The sequence below is a fragment of the Microbulbifer sp. ABH2_005 genome, assembly GCF_056160005.1.
In genome coordinates this window covers 984530-1004762 of the sequence record NZ_JBSWWI010000001.1, presented here as the reverse complement: position 1 = coordinate 1004762, position 20233 = coordinate 984530, and the positions used below count along the sequence as shown (strand labels likewise).

The window sequence follows — 20233 nt, the reverse complement described above, 5'->3', positions numbered from 1 at the left end:
ATACCAAAAAAAATCTTTATTCAAAAAATTTTTTCTAGTTATTTGCTTATTGGTTGGTTACACATCTAGCGCTCATACCTCATCATTACAAGTGAACCACTCGATCTTTGATGGAATCCATCTAGATTTGTAGCAACGCAGCCACTAATCCTCGGCAATGGAGCGCTCAGTCAGAAAGGTCAGAAATAGAAGAGTTATCTAGGTGGTAAAGACACGTCTAACGCCGCCCCCAGCTGTATTTCCCTACTTAACCAGGGAAATTAATAAACCCCAGCCCCCATAGCCTCTGAAATTCCCTATCAGATAGCAGGAATACACCTTTCGATAATCACAGATACTCAAGGTTCATATCTCTATCCAGAGATGGCTAATTCTGCGCTCTTGCAAGAGCGATCAATCGAGAATTACTCTCCTCCCAGTTTGCCTATGATAATTATAAGTGCCGGGAGGGTGCGCGTGCATTTTGAATTCAGAAGTAAAGTTTCAGCACACTATCCGCAACACAAACCATGCGACCTGAACCTTCAACCTCTACCTCAATATGATTGATCATTTCCACACTACGCTTCGATGGCACCAGGGACTTTAAAGTCGTACGAGCTCGGATACGATTGCCAGTCTTAACTGGATAAGGAAAACGCACCTGTTCAAGGCCGCAGTTTATAATCATTCTAGCTTCAGGGTAAGGCGGTTTTTCCGGATTGACAGTATCGGTGAGCTCGGGAATTAGCGATAGGACCAAAAAGCCGTGGGCAATTGTGCCTCCAAACGGCGATTCAGCCCTTGCTCGTTCTGGATCAATATGAATCCACTGGCGGTCCCCAGTTACTTCGGCAAAACTGTCAATGCGCGACTGGTCAACTACAATCCAGCGCCCAATATATATCTGCTGACCAATACGTGCTTGCCAGTCTTGGTAGAAAGCGATGGCCTTAGGGTTCTTAATGACTTGTAATTCACGATTGCTAGCAGGATCAACAACCGGCCCAGCTTTCGAAGTCCAGGAATTTTTAAGCAAGTTACTGATGTAATAGGACAACTGATGCAGGTGATTATCATGGGTGCTTTTGAGGTCCAAATTGTTAATCCGAGCCCTAAGCAACCTTTCCTTTTCCCTGATGTACTCAAGCACGTCCATCATCTCATCCTGTATTAATGACATTGAAGCAGCGTAACTGGACCTAAAATTAATTTTGTGCGGCAGCTACTTCCAACTCCACGTCTTGTTTCTAAAACGCCTTGCGGCTGAGTAGGTTAAAATGGTTTGGTTCCAATCGACCCAAAGGCGACAACGCCGGCGACTCCATCGCTACACAAAGCCAATAACGTTGCGCCAACGTGCAAAGGTTAAACCAAAAGCTCCCCCTTTCTCTTACCTTACACTCAAGCCACGTGGCTGGTTGCGAGTTAAGCAAAGATACAAGATCAAACTCGATCGTAGAAAAAGGCAGTCGAAGCCCCAAACCACACGCTTTGGACACAGACTCTTTAATGCACCAAACCCTTGTTAACAATTCACAGTGAGCAGCGCTTGGGATAGTCATTACCTGGTCATATTGCTCTGGACTAAGTAAATGCCTGAAATTTAGACCTGAGCCCAGTTCACGAGCAAGGGGCTCCAGATCTATACCTGGATCAACGGTAGAGCTAAGCGCAATCGCGACCACACCACTAGCATGAGAAATACTAAATTTTATTGGGGCCACACTTTGGTTTAAAACTCTAGGCCTGCCTTGCTCATCAGGGAAAATTTCCCAATCTGCCGGCAAAATACTTACGCCTCTTTTAGTGGATAAAACATAACGCAATAGGTAACGACCAAGCAGAAAATGTAGGCCCGCCGCTCGATTAACAATCCCACTATATCTTTTCTGCTCAGCCTCGCTAACTGTGGTGAAGACAGTTTGCGGATCATGCTTAATTAGAGTTTCAAACTCCTTCACGGTAGCAATCCAAAGACCTATATCCCTGTTAACTCCGGTCTTCATAGGGTCCGCTCAAAAAGAATAATGCAACTTAAACTCGATAAAATCCTCATCCCGTACTGGATACAGCCAAGTATCACTGCGGCCCACATTGAGGAATAAAAACGCCCGAGTTTCGATTCTAAAATAATCACTCAGACGGTGTTCTAAGCCTAAGTCGAGGTAGTTGCCATGACTATCGAAGTCATAACTTATGACTCCTCGAAATTCGCTGTCACCGGTATCACCGAAGCTAGCTCTAAGGCCGACAAAGAGATCGTTCTGACCTAATGTTTCAGCTTGCTCATCCCTATCGTCGATTAGATATTCGGCGATCAAGGACAGATCTTGCATACTATCCGGTAGCGAATAAATCGGGTGCTCAAGGCCAACGTTTGCAGCAAAGAAACCTTGCTCCAGTTCGCGACCAGTTTTCGCTTCCAACTTAAAGGTCGTGTCGCCGAGGAGATAAAGTGTGTCCAGTAAAAAATTCTCGGTTTCGATGTAAAAGGGAGTCAACATCGTCGCTGAAGGGCTAGGCCTTACCAGTAGTGGCGCCCGCCTAGTGCCTCTGAAGTAACCGATCCCTGTTTCTAAATCACCAGCGTAAAAATGGCCTCGCAGAGCAACATCTCCACCTCTATTCGAGCTTTCAAAAAGTGCCCGGTCCGAAATCGGTAGTCCGAATGACGGGCGCTCTGGAAATTCTCGCTCACGAAAAGTTGGCAGATAGAATATCGATAGTTCGCCGTTATCAAAACGCAGACCTAAAGATGCGAAGGTCTGCCCCATCTTTTCCTTTCCGTCGATAGCTTGGCGCAAGTCAGCCTGATTAAGTACATTGACTATATTCAGAGATTCAGAAACGCCCCAAAAGAAAGTACTAACACCGAGATTCAGCGATAACTGATCACGGCGCCAGTGAAGGCTGGCTTGGCGGATATCGGCATAACGACGCTCCCCATCCTGCTCATCCCAGCTACCAAACAACCGCAACTTATAGCCAGTATCACCAATATCCCCCTCAGCATTTGCTTCAATTTCAAGCCCCGGTCCGAAGCGGTAGCTATCATCAATGGCCAGCGACTCCTCTTCTGCAAATATACGAGCCGTGGCCGCGATATCAACAGAATACTTGTCAACCTTGACCTCTGCGAGGACCGGCATAATGGTAAGGCTTAGACACAGCTGCACCCAAAACGCTAAACGCAAGACCCCCATACCCTTAATCCCGGAGTGTATTGCGATGGAAATTCGCAACTGAGAGACCGGTACCAAACTCGATGCGGCTATAGCTTAAGATCGTTACGTTTCCACTCTGCTGATTATGCATAACCACCTCCATGGGCCTCCAATAACGATCGTCGTAGAGGCGAAAATCCCTTGCGGAAAAAGTCTTGAGCAGCGTTTCCTTACGGTCGAAATAGTCTATACGGAAGATACGTCGAGCACTCTGATCAACCCAGACCCGCTGCCGGCTATATGCAGAGTGAGAGTCTTCTGGCACTCGGTCAATTACGTCACAAACCAGGGCACCATCTTCGCATGATTCCTCTCTCACGTAGGTATAGCGGAAATCGTCGACCGCCTTATCAGACAAGTCCTCGAACGAAAACTCACTACCGACGAACGCACCACTCTTATTGCGAGATGAGATCCTCTTAATACGGGAATAGGCAGGCAAATATAACCACTGCTTATCGGTATCCTCTAACTGCGGATGCGTTAGAAGCGCCGTGCCCCGGATATCGGCAGGAAAATTGAAGCGGATTAACGATTTGTCTCCACCCTCGTGACTCTCAAGTGAGCTGATCTGCAGTTCACGTCGAGTTTCATCTCCGGCCCTGTTGCGTAGAATCATCGTCAATTCGGCAACACTGTCGCCGTAACCAAGGTCACGGTTATCCACTGCCACTGCGACCTCCCGCCCCTTTCTAACATCGCTAGCAGCGCCTTGAACCGGCAAACCGATTAGGCCACAAAGTATTGTCACTGGAAGGAGGAGACGGTAATCAGTTCGCATTATTTAGTTCCTTGTCGGTACGAAATTGCAGGTTCGACGTACGTGTCCTGCGCATAAAGGTTAGAACCAAGGCCGGTAGTAATATCAAGTCAAACACCAATGCCAACACAATAGACATCCCCGTGAGCATACCCATCTGGGCATTTTTCTCGAACGCCGAGGTCGACAATAGAAGGAAGCCTATCACTAGCAGCATTGAGCTAATCACGATCCCACCCATAGTCTTACTAATGGTTTCGCTTACGCTATCTTCAGGACTGAGCCCCCGCTTTAGACCGTTGACATACTGATAGAGGAAGTGAACTGTATCATCGACGATTATGCCGATCGCCATTGCCGACACCCCAGCCAGCCCCATTGAGATTTGACCATTAACGAGATACCAAAATCCAAATGCTGCCGCGACTGGAAGCAGGTTTGGAACCAAGCTCAATAGACCAATATCGAGTGAGCGGAATACCAGCATCAACGTCAATGAAATCACCACAAACGCTAGCGAGGCACCTTCAAGGAGACTTACAATATTTGATTGGCCAATGTGGGAAAAAATCACTGCGGGACTGCTGTGATAGATATCAATGGAGCGAGGTTGGTTTTGCAACAACCACTCTTCGACCCGTTTTTCAAAAGCAATTAAGCCCACCGAGCTTAGATTCTTTAATCGTGCAGTCAGTTTCACCGAGGATTTATTCAAATTCACCTGATGGGTCACATCACGACCAAACGGCAACGACATCTCGTATAGCAGGAACTGCTGTGCAGCGGTAATTGTATCGCCAGGTAACCGGTAAGAGTCCTCATCACCACCATTCATCAAACGGTTAAGATCCTTGATTCGGTGCAGGGGGCTTGCAGTTGTAAAAACTTCTGGCTGCTCATGTAGCCAGTCATCGAATGTATCAAGAAACTGTAAAAACTCTGGCTGAAACATACCGTTCTGCTCTGGTACCGAGAGCGAGTAATCGATTGTATAAATACCAGAAAAGTGGCGATCGATACGTTCAGAATCAGCACGGAAGGGCTGTGACTCATCAAAATAGCGGATTAAATCATCGTTTAATTGATTCAATGGACTGAGTGCAGCGACGCATAGGGACAAAGGTAGCATTAGCCACAATATCCGCCGGCGGTAAGCGATAACCCAGCCTGACAACAAAGCCATGCGATTAATCAGTCGGTTGGCACCTGTTTCCCGCGTTGAAAAACGAATACGCAACAGAAGCTGTGGTAGAACCGTCAACGACAAAAGTAGCGAGAAGAGCACACCTAAGGCAACTATATTGCCAAGATCTCGAAACGGCGGTGAGTCACTGAAATTCATCGCCAGAAAACCGATAATAGTAGTGACATGGCTCACCGCAATCGGCTTGAGATTGCGCCGGTAGGATTGCAAGACTGCTTCTTCACGAGAAACACCACTGCGTATCTGGCGCTGAATATAGCTGAGAATGTGGATGGCCGACGCTACTATCACCGTGAACATGATGATTGGAGCCGATACTGATGGCGCAGACAATTGAATACCGAGCCAACCAGCTAGACCCAAAGACCCTAGCAGTGCCAACACTACTACCGTCAAAATAGCGCCACCTGCAGCAGGTGATCCGAGAATCAGAGCAGCGCTGACCAGCACAAAAAGGATCATCAACGGTATCAGCGTGATGAAGTCTTTTTTTGCCGCCTGGAAAAAGGCACCGTTCATCTCCACCACACCGGTGACAAAAAAACGATGATCCGGATATTCCATCTTGAATGACTTAATCAATTCATCGACAGCACCGGTAACGGCTAGCACTTCGGCCTTATGGTCTAACCCTGGCAACCGAATGGTCGCATTGATCGCGGTAAATCGTCCGTTCTTACTAACCAAATTGCCAACCAAGTCCCTCTCACTACTAGCGGCAGTTTCAATAAAGGCGATCCTTTGCGGCGTCAATTCGTCAAGCTCGTAGACGAACTCCTCAATCAAAATATCATCGTCTTCAGCAGAGCTATAGGGGAAGTTCGTTAGCGAATCTACTCGAGAGACATGGGCCGTCCGCCACAACGCGCGTGTCATTTCATGTATAAGGCTCAGAGTACGCTGGTTGTAGATGTTGTCATCCACCGGTTCAATCATGATGAACACGTTATCAGTCGTGCTATAAGTATCTTGCATCTGCTCCAAGCGCAGTAGGTCACGATCGTTATCATCGAAGAAAACGCGATAATCACTGGCCAGCCCCATCCGTTTTAGGCCAACAGCCGACATCAATGTGAGCAACAGCACCAGCGCTAATAGCCACTTACTGGCGCCAGAGCGAATGATCCAATCGGTCTTTATATTTTTGTTCAAGGTATTTCTTTCCTTTCGGATAAAAATGCTCGCAGCGGCACCATTACTCGCTCTACATCCTTCTCAACCCCCATTACCAGCTCCGACGCTCGACAACTAAGCCATTTACGTCCCACTAAGAAAAGCCCAGGCTCTGGAGTCCTTCCATAGTTTTCAATGAAGCCCCTCTCATCGACACAGTGCGGCAACTTTAGCCAGCTCGTTCGGTCGCAATAGCCTGTTGCCCAAATCACTGTATCTATGTCATGCCAACCGACGGAGTCGAAACGGATTTGACGGCCAGAGCACTCCAAAGCACGGCCAACAATCTTTACGCCTTTAGCCTTCAGCCGTCTATTGTTGTATTCACCACAGGGGACAGGGTTACGCTTTTTTAATATCTTCGCGATGAGGCTGTTCTTATCGGCGGAAAGGATACGCAAGCGATCAAGCCACCAAAAAATATCACGTCCGAACAAACGGTTGGGAGGCAGGCCACGTGGGGAACCCGTGGCCAAAAACACATTGCAACGCCCCGCTAGCCGGTCCACGATCTGACGCCCAGTAGCACCATCCCCAATAACGGCAACAGTGTGGCCATCAGAAATGACATCGGTTGAGGCGAGACTACCGTCTAGTTGCTGCACCTCTCCAGCAAGTTGGGAACTTATCGCCGGCACCTGGGGTATCTGATTAGCACCAGTTGCATTGACGATACTGGTGGCGAGCAGAGACGTGCCGTCGGCAAGGTCGACCTGAAAACTGCCGTTCGAAAGGCGATCGAGACCAACAACTTCACAGCCTTCTCGAACCTGAAGATCAAAGTGGCCTGCATAGCTGACCAAATAATCAGCTATTTCTACTGTAGTCGGGAAGCCCTCAGGATCGCCCGGAAAGGCTAGTCCTGGCAGGGCACAGAATTGACGTGAAGTGAATAGCTTCATACCTTCGAGCCGGTTACGCCAAACGTCGCCAATACTATCCCGTTCAAGCAGAAGGTAGTTGAGATCAGCCTGCTGCAGCATTCGTGCGGTGTGAAGACCGAACTGGCCTCCACCGATAACTATGCAATCAAGTCGCGACATCAACTGCGCTCCAAAGCTGTTCTTGAAAAATTCTTTTCGAGATGTGCCACAAGAGCGTTAATCGTTGGGTAGTCGAAGGCTAGCGTCGGATCGACGTCAACAGAGAGGTGGTCCTCCACCATAGTCGATAGCTGGACATGGTCTGCCGAGTCTAGACCTAGACTTGAGAAAGAGGTGTCACTGTGCTTATCAATCGAAAATTCTGGTGTTTTAGCAGCGATAAAATCTGTGATCTGTTCCACCAGGTTTTTCATTCTAAATTCATTCGTCATCTTATATTTCCTATCAACGGTTCATGCGAGCTGCGCCTCTTCGGCTGCAATCAGATCCCTGCAGGCAGTCCTACGAACTTTGCCGCTGGTGGTTTTCGGAATACCGCCAGGCTTGACCAGCAAGAGCTGGTCGAGGGCGACATCATGTGCCAACATCACTGCCTCACGCAGCTCCTGTCGGAGTTCATCGTGGTTTCGGTTAAGAAAGGCGTGGCGGCGAATCTCAACAATGGCTGCCAGTCGGTTTTGGCCATTGCTATCCACAGTGAAAACCGAGGCTCCGTTATTGCCTGCCGCATCAGGATGGTCACTACAGGTACGTTCAATATCGTATGGATAAAGGTTGCGGCCGCGCAGGATTAACATTTCCTTGATCCGCCCGGTGATATACAACTTATTGTCACGGACGAAGCCCATGTCCCCGGTTTTGAGGTAATAATGACCGTCGCAGGGCGATATACGAGCACCGAATTGCTGCTTACTAATCTCAAGGTTGTTAAGATAACCTTGTGCTATTGAGGCACCACTAATCCATATCTCACCAATACAATCCTCATCTGCTAGCCGGCCACTCTCCGGATCAACAACCTTCAAAATCATCCTTGGCGTGATACGACCGCAGCTAACCACTTGACGCCCCTCACCAGTAGATTGCAGTCGACCAGAGTCAAATGCTGCGGGATCGAAAGCCAGGGTTTCAATGCCTACGCCTTTCGGTCCTCCAGAGACAAACAAAGTGGTTTCAGCCATGCCGTAGCAGGGAAAGAAAGCAGTAGAGGAAAAACCGTAAGGCTGGAAACGTTCAGCAAATATCCTCATAGTGTCGGCGCTGACAGGCTCAGAGCCATTCAAAGCCACCTTCCAGCAACTCAGGTCTAATCCCGATAGGTCCTCTCGCTCACCTATGAACTTGATGCAGTGCTCATAGCCAAAATTAGGTGCAGCAGAGCTATGAATTCGATAGTGAGATATCAATTCTAACCACCGGCGTGGACGCTGAACGAACTTCATCGGTGGCATGAAGACGTAGGTACCACCAAGGAACAATGGCTGCAGCATATGGCCTATCAGTCCCATATCGTGGAACTGTGGCAGCCAGCCGCCAGCAATTACACCTTCGCTGTGGCCACACGCCTGCTGGATAGCCAATTGGTTATCGATAATGTTGGCGTGACTTACCATTACACCTTTGGGTAGATCAGTAGAGCCTGAGGTGTACTGAACAAACGCCAACTCATCTGGAGCCGGAAGAGGTAACTCTACATCTTTAGCAGCACCAACCTGCTGCTCATCAATCCAGGCTTGGTCGCCCAAATTAATCGCCGGTAATTCTGCTAATTGCTCAAATAGCTGTTCACGAGTCTCAGCGGTCGTCAGAATGGCTTTGGTCTTTGCATCACCAAGAATACGAACAGTGCGCTCTAATTGCTGAGCATTGCGACTCAGGTTCAGGGGTACAGCAATGACGCCAGCCGCGAGGCAGGCGAGGAAGTTGACCACAAAATCAAGACCAGCAGGGAAAAGCAGAGCAAGCGGCTGGCCTCTATATCCGCGCTCGACTAACAGTCGGGCCCGTTCCAGTACCTGCTGATTCAGTTCACCGTAACTCAGCGATAGAGCACTATCAGGCCCATGAGGCTGGAATACGCAGGCGGTACGGCTAGGCTCATTAACCACGTGTCGGGCGAACTGATCCATGAAGCGCTGAGCTGGAAAAATCTTATCCGTCATGAGCCCAACTCCTCACCCTTTAAAGCTCATGCTTTTGAGCTGTGCCACGCACCGCTGCAATGAATCAACAAAACGATCTATATCATCAAGGCTGGTAAAGCGGCCGAAGCTAATCCTGATCGCACTTTGTATTTCTTCATCACTTAGCCCCATTCCTTGTAATACAGGCGATAGTTGACGGGTCTTGTTGTTACTGCATGCAGAGCCAATCGACACCACAATCCCATCTTTCTTTTCCATTAACAGAGCAAGCGCCTCACCCCGAATGCCTGGAATCGATAGGTTTAAGGTATTGGAAATCGCCCCCTCATAATGACTAGCACCATTGATATGTGTTTCGATAGAGGATTTGCCAAGCTGTTCGATCAAGTGCTGTTTGCACTTCAGACAGTGATGGTCCCAGTACTCAAGCTCCCTGCGACATTCGTCAGCAGCCTCACCGAGTCCGGCGATAGCGACCAAATTCTCGGTACCAGAGCGCATTGCCATCTCTTGTCCACCACCATGAATCAAGGGAGATATGCGATCTATATTCTGGATATATAGGCCGCCAATACCCTTGGGACCATAGAATTTGTGTGCGGAAAAAGAAACAAAATCAGCACCTAATGCCTCGACATCAAGAGGCCGCTTACCTACTGCTTGCACTGCGTCGACATGGAACGGAATGCCTCGGGAGCGGGTCAGCCTTGCCACCTGATCCACAGGTTGAATAACGCCGGTTTCATTGTTCGCATACATCATGGAAATCAACCTGGTGTCAGGCCGGATAGCTTCAGCGACAGCCTCAAAACTGACGGCGCCGCTCGGTCCCGGCTTCAAGCAGGTGACTTCGAATCCGAATTGGTGGGCGCAGTATCGGATAGTTTCTAGAACTGAAGGGTGCTCAATCGCCGTGGTTAGGATATGGCCGGCCCTACCCAGGTCGTTCATCAGGCTTCCTTTAATAGCCCAGTTATTGGCTTCAGAACCGCCGGAGGTAAAGAAAACTTTTTCCGGCGCGGTACCCAGTAGGCTAGCGACATGGGTCTTTGCTCGCTGGATTAGCTCACGATTACTGGTCGAAGGAAGCGTACGCCCAGATGGATTAGCAAAGAGCCGAAGCGCAGAGGACATAGCCGTAGCTACAGCCTCCGACACCGGGGTTGTGGCGTTGTAGTCGAAGTAACCCTCAATCGAGTGAGCATTTGTCATGGCATCACCTCCCGACAATCTTTGCCAACTAAGCTCAGCAACCTATGATGAAGCTGCTGCAAAATCTCAACACAATGGTGTTGTGATGGCTCTAGTTCACCAAGCATGCCTTCTATTTCGCTACTTGTTCTCCCGGCAAGCTGTTCCGGTGCCAACCCCTCAAGCGAGGCACAGAAAATGTTGGCCGTCGCCACCGAAGTAGCGCAACCCCAAGCTCTAAAGCGAGCACTGTCAATCAGTCCATTGGTGATGTTGATCTGAACGCGAATCCGATCTCCACATACTGGATTGCCAATTTCATATTCGTAATTGGGTTCGTTGATATCACCGACATGAGCCGGGTCGGAAAAGTTGTCAATGATGATGTCGTTGTACATGTTGTAGCTCCATCTTGGACAGCTGTAATTAGGCGACGACTGGACAACTGCCGCTAGCAGCCTGCTCTGCGTCCAAATCTTCAAGCCGCTTATCTAAATTAACCGCACAGCAACCAAATTCTTTTGACTCAGGTAGGCGCATTACATACTGCATGCGTTGACCACTTCTTCCCGAACGACTCGCTTCAGGCAACAGTCGCACCAAGTCCTCAGTAAGCATGAAACCAGGCGTCGAACGTGCGAGAGGGTCAAGAATTGCCAATTGGCCGGTCTGGCCCGGTTCGACCTCTCGATCTAGTTGTTTGGGGTCTCTTACCGAGAAATGAACGAAGGGGGAGACATGCTTGATTCCATACTCATCGTCAATAGCAATGACATTGGATTCAACCAAGGCGTAGATATCACGGATCTGGCTCTCTTCAACGCCCAAGTACTCGATACATTCACTGTTGAATTCTGCACGTGACAACATCTGGCCTGAGAAGCGCTTCCACCCCCCAAGAGTGATGATGTAACTACTCTTATCGAGTTTAATTCGGGTGTTGGTAGCTTTGAGGTAGCTGATAAAACGATTGATCAGGAATGGAGGACCAATCAAATGGCGACTGAATTTATCATTCCAATCCTCAAGCTGTTCTAAGGCCTCTTCGGGCTTAAAAGATTCTTGCCGAACCATGAATCTATGAGTGTCCAGTAGACCTGCGAGCATATTGAGCGCCTTGATCATGCCCATTTCAGGAATTTCCTCGGTTGAGGGGCAAAGATAAAGGCCGGCACCTTTGGAGATCTTTAGGAATTCGCGATACATCGAGTAAATCCCCAGCACCGCATTGTCAACGGTGTCTGCGCAGCGGCGCGAAACGCTGGGAATACCAGAGGTACCTGTGCTTCGCATTTCTAGCTCTACATCACGTAGGCTGACTGAAAGTAACTTATGGCTATCGTTTGATTTAAAAAGCTCAATGGGAATCAGAGGTATTTTGATCAGGTCAGCTGGAGTTGAGATCATATCCGGTGTCACTCCTTTGCTATCGCAAGCGGAGCGGAAAAAAGCATTGTTCTCATAGTGATAAGCGAATGCCTCATGGATCAAGCCTGTCTTGAAATCCAGTAAGTTATCCTCTGTCATCGAATAGAGTTCCGCCACAGATGACAGTGCCACCTTTAAAGGGTCTAACCCGTTTTCCTTGAGTATGTTTTGTAACTGTATCGACATTTCAATCTCCGTTTTTAAAGTCAAATAAGACACGGCCTCAATCGTCTATGCGGAGGCATTTAGGCTATTTTTTTACTGTTTTAATCAAGCTGATATATATCAAAAAACTTAACAAAAACCTCAAAGCTTGAATTAAGAATGGTTTAAACATCAGAGAATTTAGAACTCGACTGAAAGACCACCCGTCCGGGAATCATGCCGGGTAAACCTGCCGGGTAAACCTGCCGGGTAAACCTGCCGGGTAAACCTGCCGGGTAAACCTGCCGAGTAAATCTGCCGGGTAAATCTGCCGGGTAAATCTGCCGGGTAAATCTGCCGGGTAAATCTGCCGGGTAAATCTTTGACCACCATCAAGAGTCTCTACTCATCGATTCTATTTATTATTTTCCGAGAGAAATATTAAACACATTAGAAATTTTAACAATCACTTCAAAGTAATTTTCTTTATTTTTTTATTTTTCTTGCCGCGCAGTATGGTTTTTTTTTGCTACATGACCAGCCCATCTCACTTACACCCGCTTACAATCTTACCCCTTCAAATTACCTCTAAAAATTAGCCAGAACAATCGGTCCGCCAATCACATGAAAATCATCCTGCGATCATGAGCTCACAACAAAACGAACAGGTTTTATGCGTATTTTTTTTACTATTGAAGCTTGCACTCACACCTAACTCCGACTCCCAACGGGAAACCCAAGAAAGCTCCTTGCCGCCAATTACAGCAAATCACAGCTTATATTTTGGTAACATATTGTGACCAGTCAATTAACAAATATAAACTATTTGATGACAAGCTTACTGGAATTAATTCCATCTTAGGGGTAGCGTAAATTCGCACAAACATTCAAGCGTACACTGTCGTTTTTCCTCAATCTTTAATCTCCCTGCTATTTTTCAGCAGAAAATTCGTATTTTTAAGTAAAGATTGACACATCACATTCACATAAACCACACCACAATTAACAATACGCCCCGCAACCCAAAGTAATTTATTGGATATTTTTTTATTACAACAATCCACTTTAAGGAGAATAGTACCAAGTAAGGCGCAACTGTACTTCCACCTCCTTTTCTTTTACCTGCACCAACTAAACGCCATTAATTCTCATGACTAAAATACAAAACTCAGTCTAATTTATGAAATTCGTCCATGATAATCTATTTATTACTCTTTATTTTTTAACTATTAACAAAAAATCATCCGCATTATCATTGCGAGATTCCCTATTGCACAATTAAAACCACAGAAGCAATGGCCATTTTCAACACACAAAAAACCAGAATACCGCTTTAGACATCCCTCAGAAATACCCAATCGTGCTTACACATTTTATTACCGTAGGGAAATAGCTATTTAGCTGGCACTTTAGAAGCATCCACCAAACTAAAAATGCTGAAAGCTGAGCACCGGGGATAGATTTATCTACATTCGTAGATGAACTGAAAAGCATTATCTTTGCTGGCCAGTTTACAGAAGCACTACAAAATCGGCTTCACATATAAAGCGCATACCAAATCTCGCAGATATGACTGAGGATAAGAGCTGATTTCTAGCTAACTTTAGGAGCACTTTGCAAAATGAGAGAGCATACGGCACACGCAACCTACGTAACATTCTCTTATTTCATCTAACAATGGCGATATTTAGTATCTATAGAAACAGAGCACCTTTCTAGCAGCTCCGAGCCCCCCATTTAAGCCCCATACTTCGCCCTAACTTAGGGTTAAATTATTAAACTCAACTTTCCCACCAAAAGTATCCACTAGGCCGGAAGTTATGAAGAGTATAAATTTTTACAGGCACAGAACCACACACTTAATTGAAAATCGTTATCATTACCAATATTACCTATAGAATATGAGCGACAGAGAACTTTCTGAAACATCTAACTCGATGAAACAGCTGCTCGACAACTATTTGTCATACTGCTTTAAGACTGAAGAGATATAGATCAAATCACCGATCTAAAGCATTGCACCATACTTTGCGAGGAAGCTCACTTAGTAGACATTAATGCCGCGGCTCAATATTCTTTTCAACAGAAGGTACGTATCAATTTTTAGTTATAGTCGACTAAAGATTTAGAGCTATGAAAAAACACTTGAGGATTTCTTAGGCTTCTATACCCAAATGAAAGATATTCAACACCAACAATACTTTGACTAGGTCCTTTGGAGGCTGTAAGGGAATATTCGGCAGTATATAATAAAAAAATTTCTGCCTAGACCATCTAGGTCAAAAGTGAAAAAAGTGCGTCATGTCATAACGCACTAAAATGGATACACAAAACTGCTCTATGAGAGAAAAGCACTCATAAGTTCGCCAACTCAAGCCTTAAGGGATCACTGCATCTTTTGCTCTCATAAATTAGTGACAAGCATCTTCAGGTAAGACTTCCATTGATCTACAAACTATTTTAGACAAGCCACTAAGAAGCTGATATCACTCATTACTATTAAAACCTTAAGGTCACTTAGGATATTTTGGCTTTTCGAGTGGACTCTCTCGCCTCTTTAAGAATCAAAAAACCACCTCGAATAACAACAGCTGAAATTATTAAGCCTATAGCAAGATCAGGGAAACGACTATCGATTACCGCGACTAGTAGACCTGACATAATCACTCCTAAATTTGCTACAACATCATTGGCTGAAAAAATCCAAGCAGCTCTCATATGTACCCCTCCTTCCCTATACTTAGATATTATTAGGAGGCAAACAACATTTGCTAACAAGGCAGAGGCCCCTATTGATATCATCAGTATACTTTCTGGCTCACTGCCAAAAAGCGATCTCCTACAAATCTCATACAACACCCACAACCCCAATATAATTTGAATTATTCCACTGACATTAGCTGCCTTTGCTTGATATATAACCCCTCTACCTACAACAAATAAAGAAATCCCATACACAGCAGCATCAGCTAACATATCCAGAGAGTCTGCAATCAATCCTGTTGACTGAGCAAACCATCCAAGAGTTAATTCAAGCACAAACATAATTGCGTTGATCACTAGCAGCACCATTAAAGTGCTTCTCTCTAATTTATCTGCTTGCTCTAAACCGCAACCACATTCAGACATATTCACGCCCTCTCTAAACAGAACTCCACTTAGGGATATTTATGCTTTAAATATCAACAATTACTTACTTCAAAGTCTCGCTCAAGGCTAGTTCCTGTCTTTTTTAAAAAACTCAGATCATATTTATAAGTCAACTTCATGAGAAGTAAAATTACAATTCACTAAAATCAGAAATCAAGGGCACCAGCACTTCTGTCCACTCTATTTAGGATCTATAAAGGCTGCCTTTGAACCAGAATAAAAATCTGCAAGCAGTAAACCCATACTAAACCTACACACTAAAACCCCGTCACTCTATTGAGACAATAGAAACATCTATTATTTTCTACTTATCTAATGTAAATATCAAACGTATCCATCTCTTTCATACTCAAAAATGAACCAGCGCACACTTAAATATTTTTATTAAAATTTTGCCCACCCCTACCTAAATATAGGCAAAGGTGAGCATCGTAAATTATGTTTTTATTTTTAATATACCCTCTCTTCCATGCACTATCCGATAAAGCAATGGCAGTACAAACAAGGTTAGGAGAGTAGAAGAAATTATGCCTCCAATCACCACCGTAGCTAGTGGTCTTTGAACCTCTGCTCCAGTGCCTACATTCAAAGCCATAGGAACAAAACCGAGACTCGCAACCAACGCAGTCATCAATACTGGACGCAGGCGGATCATAGCGCCATCGATAATAGATGTGAGCAACTCACCACCTTGCTGTCGAAGTTGTCGAATGAAGGAGAGCATTACCAAACCGTTTAACACCGCCACACCAGATAGTGCAATAAATCCTACTCCGGCAGAAATAGATAAAGGCATATCGCGCAACCATAGGAACAAGACACCTCCAGTAAGCGCGAGGGGTACTCCACTGAAAATAATTAAGGCATCCTTGAATGAACCAAAGGCCATCACCAGAAGCCCCAGAATTACCAATAGTGTCAGTGGAACCACTATCGAGAGGCGAGTACTGGCGGACTCCAATTGCTCGAAAGTGCCGCCGTATACTAGCCAATAACCTGCAGGCAAAGAGACCTGCTGATCAATACGACCCTTCGCCTCTTCAACAAAGGAACCCAAATCACGGTCACGGACGTTGGCCGTTACCACAACACGGCGCTTACCATTTTCCCGGCTAATCTGGTTGGGGGCAGGGGTCATTTCCAAGTTAGCAACTTCTGACAAGGGCACATAGCTACCTAATTGGCTATCAGTGGGTAACGGAACAGGTAAATCCCCAAGGTTCTCATAGTCTCGTCGTAAGCCTTCCGGCAGACGCACTACCAGATGAAAACGGCGATCGCCTTCGTAAATCAGTCCAGCCTCTTCCCCTCCAATAGCCGTTGAAACCAAATTTTGCAAGGTTTGCAGATCTATTCCATAGCGGGCGAGTGCGACTCTCTTTGGCACTATTGATAGAATCGGTAGACCTTCCACTTGTTCTACACGAGCATCAGCAACACCCTCAATTCCATTTAACACACCGAGAATTTCATTTGAAGAAGCCACCAGCTGATCCAGATCATCACCGAATACTTTAATACCTAGGTCTGCACGTACACCGGAAATTAGTTCATTAAAACGCATTTGGATTGGTTGGGTGAACTCGTAGTTATTTCCCGGTAACTGACGCACAGCTTTTTCGATTTCAGCAACCAATTGTTCCTGGGGCAATTTCGGATCAGGCCATTGGTCACGTGGTTTCAGAATCACAAAGTTGTCGGCTACATTTGGCGGCATTGGGTCTGTTGCTACTTCTGGTGTACCAATTTTTGCGAATACTTTATCTACCTGGGGAAACTCCTTAATACGCTGCTCCAACAAGCTTTGCATTTCTACAGATTGCTCTAAACCAGTACCAGGAATACGCAGGGCGTGTAGTGCGATATCACCCTCATTGAGCTGAGGAATAAATTCAGAGCCCAGTGTTGTTGCAAGCCAGCTGCAGAACAGTACTAATGCAAGAGCCCCAGAAAGTACTAACCACCGCACTTTCATTGCAGCAATCAACAATGGTTTATATAAAGATTTGGTCGCAACAATAACTTTGTTTTCTTTTTCACTGATTTTACCTGTCAGGAAAACGGCAACTGCTGCAGGCACAACGGTTAAAGAAAGCACCAATGCAGCGAGTAATGCCATCACTACAGTGGCAGCCATGGGGTGGAACATCTTCCCTTCCACACCTGTAAGCGAAAATAGGGGGATATACACCACGGTAATGATCAAAACACCAAACAAACTTGGGCGAATCACTTCGTTGGTAGCTTGGAATACTAGCTCCAAACGCTCTTGTAGGGGCAGCTTGCCTCCCTTGCGATGCTGGGCTTCTGCAAGTCGGCGAATCGCGTTCTCCACAATTATCACGGCCCCATCGACAATCAGGCCAAAGTCAAGAGCTCCGAGACTCATCAGGTTGGCGGAAACACCCGTTTGCACCATGCCGAAAATGGTCGCAAGCATGGAAAGCGGGATTACTGCTGCAGTAATAAAGGCAGCTCGAATATTTCCCAGCAACAAGAACAATACCACGATAACCAGCAGCGCACCCTCAACAAGGTTTTTTTGCACTGTAGCGATAGCTTTATCTACCAGAGTGGTCCGATCGTAAACCGCCTCTACCTTAATACCTTCTGGCACGGTTGATTTTATTCGCTCTAAGGCTTCCGCCACACTTCGAGCTACCTCCCGGGAGTTTTCCCCGACCAGCATCATGGCTGTACCCAATACGGTCTCTTCACCATCGCGAGTGGCTGCACCGGTGCGAAGCTCTTTTCCAATAGCCACTTCGGCCACATCCGAAATTTTAACCGGCACCCCGGCGCGACTGGTAATTACCACATCCTCAATTTCGGCAATATTTCGCAACTGCCCAGGTGAGCGCACTAGAAGTTGCCGTCCATTCTCCTCCAAATAACCAGCGCCGCGACTTTCGTTATTGCGACGCAGCGCTAGGGCGATATCTTCCATGGATACGCCAAAGTTAAGCATCTGCCGGGGTTCAGGTGTTACGTGATACTGCTTGTTATAGCCACCGATGGTATTAACTTCAGTAACTCCGGGGACTAAGGATAATTGCGGTTTTATAATCCAATCTTGAATTTCCCTCAGTGAAGTAGCGTCGTAAGGCTGCCCATTGGGCTGGGTGGCGCCAGGCAGAGCCTCCACGGTATACATAAAAATCTCACCGAGTCCGGTAGCAATAGGACCCATTTCAGGCTCTAACTCCGGAGGCAAATGACTTTTAATACTACTGAGACGGCTATTAATTAAGTTCCGAGCAAAATAGAGATCTGTACCCTCTTTAAAAACAACAGTGACTTGGGACAAACCGTAGCGAGAGAGCGAACGGGTATATTCTAAATTAGGCAAGCCCGCGAGTGCCGCCTCCACAATGTAAGTAATCCGCTGCTCCGCCTCTAAAGGTGAATAACCAGGAGCCTCGGTATTAATCTGTACCTGAACATTGGTGATATCTGGAACCGCATCAATTGGAAGTCTCTGATAACTCCAAACCCCCAGGCCCACCAATACAAAGATCAGGGACAGTACAAAGTAGCGCCGCTCAATTGAAAAGCGCAGTATACTTTCAATCATCTTCTGGCCTCATTTAATGGCTATGTTCAGCGCCGGACTTTTCAATATCCGCTTTGATCAGGTAGCTGTTCTCGGTGACATAGCGATCACCCACATTGAGACCACTCAACACTTCGGTAACAGTGCCGTCGCTACGGCCCAGTTTAAGTGGACGAATTTCATAGGTTTCTCCCACTTTGATAAATACCACCGTCCAATCGCGGAAAGGTTGTAGCGCACGATTCTCGACCACTAAAGGCACAGATTTTTCATTGGTTACTACTTGGCCTTGGACCATTAGATCGGTAGTCCAGAGTTCATTGGGGTTTTCAATCACCGCTCTTGCAATCGCGAAGGGCTGACCATTACTGCTCGGAGCAAGGCTGGTGATAGTTGAGTCAAAAGAACGGTCACCAGCTGTAATTGAAACCTGTTGGCCTAATTTGATCTGATCGCGACGCATCGGAAATACTTGCAACTCAGCCCACAGCTGGTCGTAGTTAGCTATGGTAAACAGTACCCGTTCGCCACTGAATTCACCTTGGCTGGCTTGCTTATCAATTATCTGACCGCTAATAGGAGCGACCAGTGGATAAATTTGCAAGCTGTCATTGGATTCGATAGTAGCAAGCTCTTCCCCTTTCGCTACCAAATCGCCAAGCGTTTTATTAACAGTGATTACGGTTCCTGGGTAACGTGCACGCACATGACTGAGGTTACGATGATCTATCGCAGTTTTACCATATAAGGTAACGCTTTCTTTAATTATACCTGGAGCAGCAATTGCAGTTTTAATGCCTGCCTTTTTTGCCATTTGTTCAGAGATCTGCACTCGACCTTCATGGGACTCATAATCCCAACTTGTGCGCTCCCCGTTGTAAAAAACAGAAACGGCAACATCAAAGGAGTGAGGTTCCTTTACTACGCCTTCACCGCGGTAATACCCAACACTATCCTCCCAGGCAAAGGGTATTTGATCCACTTTTCCGCCAAGTCTTTCAAGCTCTACGGAAACACGAGCATTCTCTAAAGGTTTACCATTCAGAGAAATCCAGGCTCGAAACTCTGGCTTTACACCACTTTCATAAATAAGCAACTCAGCCGTTAGATCCCCCTCAGTCAGTAAACGGCCACCATTGGGGCCCTTTTCCTCCCGATGGTCTTCATGTCCGCCATGGTTATCATTATGTCCATGACTAGAGAATTTCTTCTCTTCCCGTTCATCATGCTCATCATGGCTATTATTGGAGCCCGGCTCCTCAACTTGCTTAACATGTTCATCATAACCACCATTTGCATGACCCAGGCTTGCAATCCAAAATCCAGAGAAAATGAGGAATATGGATAATATTGCCAGGCGAATTACTTTACTTAATCTGCTCATATCTAAATCCAA

The 20233-nt window shown here is 46.4% G+C and carries 14 protein-coding genes; all 14 read right to left on the bottom strand.

The genetic code is table 11. From position 1 onward, the window contains the following. Positions 1-469 precede the first annotated feature (469 nt). Positions 470-1141 carry a MaoC family dehydratase gene (locus tag ACXAFI_RS04360; RefSeq protein ID WP_475107810.1) on the bottom strand — a complete coding sequence of 224 codons (672 nt, stop codon included), beginning with the start codon at positions 1139-1141 and terminating at the stop codon, positions 470-472. A gap of 88 nt (positions 1142-1229) precedes the next feature. Beyond that, the gene (locus tag ACXAFI_RS04355; RefSeq protein WP_444901114.1) at positions 1230-1943 is read right to left on the bottom strand and encodes a 4'-phosphopantetheinyl transferase family protein; all 714 of its coding nucleotides are present in this window, start codon (positions 1941-1943) and stop codon (positions 1230-1232) included. Positions 1944-1997: 54 nt separating this feature from the next. Next, positions 1998-3185 (bottom strand): hypothetical protein, encoded by a 1188-nt coding sequence (locus ACXAFI_RS04350; RefSeq protein WP_444901113.1) that lies wholly within the window; start codon positions 3183-3185, stop codon positions 1998-2000. A gap of 4 nt (positions 3186-3189) precedes the next feature. Further along, positions 3190-3987 (bottom strand): outer membrane lipoprotein-sorting protein, encoded by a 798-nt coding sequence (locus ACXAFI_RS04345; RefSeq protein WP_152454483.1) that lies wholly within the window; start codon positions 3985-3987, stop codon positions 3190-3192. Beyond that, positions 3977-6322 (bottom strand): efflux RND transporter permease subunit, encoded by a 2346-nt coding sequence (locus ACXAFI_RS04340; RefSeq protein WP_444901112.1) that lies wholly within the window; start codon positions 6320-6322, stop codon positions 3977-3979. The genes ACXAFI_RS04345 and ACXAFI_RS04340 overlap by 11 nt, the downstream gene beginning before the upstream one ends. Continuing rightward, positions 6319-7386 carry a flavin-containing monooxygenase gene (locus ACXAFI_RS04335; protein ID WP_152454485.1) on the bottom strand — a complete coding sequence of 356 codons (1068 nt, stop codon included), beginning with the start codon at positions 7384-7386 and terminating at the stop codon, positions 6319-6321. Before ACXAFI_RS04335 ends, ACXAFI_RS04340 begins: the two co-directional genes overlap by 4 nt. Continuing rightward, a complete protein-coding gene (locus ACXAFI_RS04330) occupies positions 7386-7658 on the bottom strand; it encodes an acyl carrier protein (RefSeq protein ID WP_444901111.1) in 273 nt (90 codons plus the stop codon). Before ACXAFI_RS04330 ends, ACXAFI_RS04335 begins: the two co-directional genes overlap by 1 nt. Before the next feature lie 21 nt (positions 7659-7679). After that, complete coding sequence (locus tag ACXAFI_RS04325) at positions 7680-9389, bottom strand: fatty acyl-AMP ligase (RefSeq protein WP_444901110.1); 1710 nt, start codon at positions 9387-9389, stop codon at positions 7680-7682. A gap of 12 nt (positions 9390-9401) precedes the next feature. Then, positions 9402-10583 carry a cysteine desulfurase family protein gene (locus tag ACXAFI_RS04320; RefSeq protein WP_152454487.1) on the bottom strand — a complete coding sequence of 394 codons (1182 nt, stop codon included), beginning with the start codon at positions 10581-10583 and terminating at the stop codon, positions 9402-9404. Next, positions 10580-10960 (bottom strand): iron-sulfur cluster assembly scaffold protein, encoded by a 381-nt coding sequence (locus ACXAFI_RS04315; RefSeq protein ID WP_152454488.1) that lies wholly within the window; start codon positions 10958-10960, stop codon positions 10580-10582. Before ACXAFI_RS04315 ends, ACXAFI_RS04320 begins: the two co-directional genes overlap by 4 nt. Positions 10961-10988: 28 nt before the next feature. Further along, on the bottom strand, positions 10989-12176 hold the full coding sequence (locus tag ACXAFI_RS04310; protein ID WP_152454489.1) for a LuxE/PaaK family acyltransferase: 1188 nt from the start codon (positions 12174-12176) through the stop codon (positions 10989-10991). A 2475-nt stretch (positions 12177-14651) separates the two neighbouring features. Continuing rightward, positions 14652-15263, bottom strand: a complete 612-nt coding sequence (locus ACXAFI_RS04305; protein ID WP_444902624.1) for a cation efflux transmembrane domain-containing protein — start codon at positions 15261-15263, stop codon at positions 14652-14654. Between the two features lie 457 nt (positions 15264-15720). Then, positions 15721-18858 (bottom strand): efflux RND transporter permease subunit, encoded by a 3138-nt coding sequence (locus ACXAFI_RS04300; RefSeq protein ID WP_444901109.1) that lies wholly within the window; start codon positions 18856-18858, stop codon positions 15721-15723. Positions 18859-18871: 13 nt separating this feature from the next. Further along, complete coding sequence (locus tag ACXAFI_RS04295; protein ID WP_475107809.1) at positions 18872-20233, bottom strand: efflux RND transporter periplasmic adaptor subunit; 1362 nt, start codon at positions 20231-20233, stop codon at positions 18872-18874.